The 3,255-nt window shown below is 40.9% G+C and carries 2 protein-coding genes and 1 pseudogene; all 3 read left to right on the top strand.

Annotated features, from left to right (window positions below; translation table 11 throughout):
- Window positions 1-585: 585 nt before the first annotated feature.
- Complete coding sequence (locus DW677_RS14385) at window positions 586-2,406, top strand: reverse transcriptase/maturase family protein (protein WP_117567668.1); 1,821 nt, start codon at window positions 586-588, stop codon at window positions 2,404-2,406.
- A gap of 107 nt (window positions 2,407-2,513) precedes the next feature.
- A pseudogene (locus tag DW677_RS14380) lies at window positions 2,514-2,924 on the top strand (TraM recognition domain-containing protein); the annotation flags it as partial.
- A 220-nt stretch (window positions 2,925-3,144) separates the two neighbouring features.
- On the top strand, window positions 3,145-3,255 hold a 111-nt coding region (locus tag DW677_RS14375; protein WP_242992185.1), incomplete at its 3' end, for a Maff2 family mobile element protein.

Here is a 3,255-nt window from a genome sequence, read left to right as displayed (position 1 = left end):
TGTGTGCGCCCAGAAGTCGCCAGCGCAATATAAATTGGCGACGTGGTACTTACAGGATACCGCCTTTAGCAAGCGGTAGGCAAAAGTATCAGGTGATGAAAAATCACAGCCTATTATTCTACAACTTATCCGAGAGGGGAAACCCGAAGGGGAGTGTAGCATGTTGTTGTTCCGATTGGAACGTAAATAGGAAAGACGCTAATCCTGTGCGTCAAAATATTTAAGAATAAAAATCAGTGTATGAGGTACAAAGCTAAACTGCCTAAACGATAGCCAGAGTGGGGGAATCCGTGCCCCGCATACGAAAAGGATTGAAACGTATGCTTTTCATGTTGGTTTCATTTCGCAGTTATGAAAGCAAGCGATACTCATGAAAGAGCAACCGCAAGACAGCGGATAAATGGCGAAAGTCGGTGCCGACAACACTGAATGCTAATCCTGTATTTACTAACTGGGGATGACCTAAACCTGGTAACAGGCATGGTCACACAGCTCCCATAGTAGTCCGAGACGCTAATGACGTTCACATGGCGAAGGGGAGCAGCTTATCAGAAAATACTAAAATGAAGGAGGGTGCGAGAGGCATTGAGAAATCCAACTGAGGTATTGAAAAATTTGATGGAAAAATCAAAGAATGAAACTTACAGATTCCAAAGGTTATACAGAAATCTGTACAATTCGGAGTTTTATTGGCTTGCGTATAAGAACATTTATGCAAATGATGGCAGTATGACTGCCGGAGCTGATGGAACAACGATTGATGGCATGGGTAACGAGAGAATTGAGAGGATTATTTTAACCTTAAAAGACCGCAGTTACCAACCAAAACCTGCAAGACGAGAATATATTGCAAAGAAAAACAGCAGTAAAAAGCGTCCTCTGGGCATTCAGTCGGGGGATGATAAACTCGTGCAGGAAGTCGTTAAGATGATTTTGGAAAGTATTTATGAGCCTATGTTTAGTAACAAATCGCATGGGTTCAGACCGAACAGAAGCTGTCAGACAGCACTGAAACAGATACAGAACACCTTTACTGGTGCAAACTGGTTTGTGGAAGGAGATATTCACGCATGTTTTGACAGTTTTGACCACCATGTAGTCATTGACCTCTTGAGAAAGAGGATTGATGACGAAGCGTTTATCCAGCTTATATGGAAATTCCTAAAGGCAGGATATATGGAACAATGGACATTCAACAGAACTTACAGCGGAGTACCACAGGGTTCGGGAGTCAGTCCAGTGTTGGCAAACATTTATCTTCATGAATTGGACAAATTTATGGAAAGATATGCAGAAAACTTCAATACAGAAGCAAAAAGAAAACATTTCTCTACTGCATATAAGTCCAGTGTCGGAAAGGCATACAGATATAGAAAAAAGGGCAGAGAGATATGGGATAGTCTGTCCGAGGAAGAAAAGAAAATCAGATGTAAAAATCTTAAGGAACTGGAAAAGATTGAAAAATCTACAACTCCCTATGTCTATAACGACAGTAATTATAAAAGGGTGCAGTACACAAGATATGCGGATGATTTTATCATCGGAGTTATTGGTAGTAAAGCGGACGCAGAAGCTATCAAGAAAGACGTGAAAATATTCCTGCAAGAAACATTGAAATTAGAAATGTCAGACACTAAGACGAAGGTTACACACACTGGAGACAGAGCGAGATTCCTAGGATACGATATTACTGTATCGAGAGTACAGACGCTCAAAAAGGCTTCTAACGGAAAGGTACAGAGATGCCAGACAGGAGTTGTTAAACTGTATGTTCCACGCGAAAAGTGGGTAGGAAAGTTAATTGAATACAAAGCAATGAAAATCAAAATCAACGAAAACGGCAAAGAGAGATTCGTAGCCCTTCACAGGGGAAAACTGGTAAACCAGAGTGACATTGAAATTTTGGCAAGATACAATGCAGAAGTCCGTGGACTATATAATTATTACTCCATAGCAAATGATTCCTTTAAAATAGGGAGATTTGCCAATGTAATGAAATACAGCATGTATAAAACGTTTGCGTGCAAGTATAAGACAAATGTTCATGAGATTAAACGGAGATATTGCAGAAACGAATTATTTACAGTTGCGTATGAAACAAGGCTAGGAACGAAAACAACAACATTCTACAGGGATGGTTATAAACGGAAGGAATGTGCTACAAAGTTTGATAATGTAAGCGAGCTTCCGCAGTTTTCAAAATATGCCAAGACCAATACCCTCAAACAGAGAGTAGAACGTCATACTTGTGAATTATGTCAAAAAGACTGTAGAAATCTGGTAATACACCAAGTAAAGAAACTCAAGGATTTAAAGGGAAATGCAGAGTGGGTACTTCTTATGCGTAAAAGGAGACGGAAAACACTCGTGGTATGCCCCGAATGCCATAATTTAATTCATTCATAACACCGCAAATGATAAGCGGAAAGCCGTATACATCGAGAGGTGTACGTGCGGTTTGGGAGGGAGTGGATGCAAGTCCTTTTCGGAGGATGAGTTGAAGCTTACCTCATGATACCACCTTATTCCTTGGAGGAAAGGAAAAGACAACTTTGAAAGAGTTGGCGGAAGTATTGGGTAAAGAAACGATTGATCTCTATAATACCTCGGATACGAGAGGTACGAGCCAGTCCTACGGTCTGAATTATCAAAAGACCGGAAAAGAGCTTATGAGCCAGGATGAGATAGCGGTCATGGATGGCGGAAAATGTATCATGCAGCTTAGGGGCGTGAGACCTTTTTTCTCAGATAAGTTTGATATAACAAAGCACAAGCGGTACAAAGAGCTGTCCGATTTTGACCCGAAAAATGCCTTTGACATTGAGGACTATGTGAAGCATCTGCATCGCATGAAGGTCACACCGGACACAGAGGTAGATGATGCCTTTGATTGTGGAGAAGTTGAGGGCGATACAACGAAATAGCGACTTTTGGACAGAATGTCTAAAGGTGTAGAACTGACAACTGAATATGGAACCATTAGCCTCTGGACATTGTGTCCAGAAGTAAAAAGAGTTTTGTTGTGTATGCTGATACATCTCAAAACTCTTTCTTTTTGAAAAAATTAAGAGAAAGAACGAGGGAAAATCCTCTGCTCGTCAGAGGACATGCATTTTCCTTCGGAAAACAAGGAGGATTATTAAAATGTCATTTTTTACAACAGCAGTAACAGGATTAAAGACCGTAGTAACAGCAATCGGAGCAGGTGTAGGCGTGTGGGGAGTTATCAATCTCCTGGAGGGCTATGGTAATGAT

It is taken from the genome of Clostridium sp. AM25-23AC (genome assembly GCF_003435125.1).
In the GTDB taxonomy this organism is placed as follows: domain Bacteria; phylum Bacillota; class Clostridia; order Lachnospirales; family Lachnospiraceae; genus Pilosibacter; species Pilosibacter fragilis.
This window is presented reverse-complemented; position numbering and strand designations above follow the sequence as displayed.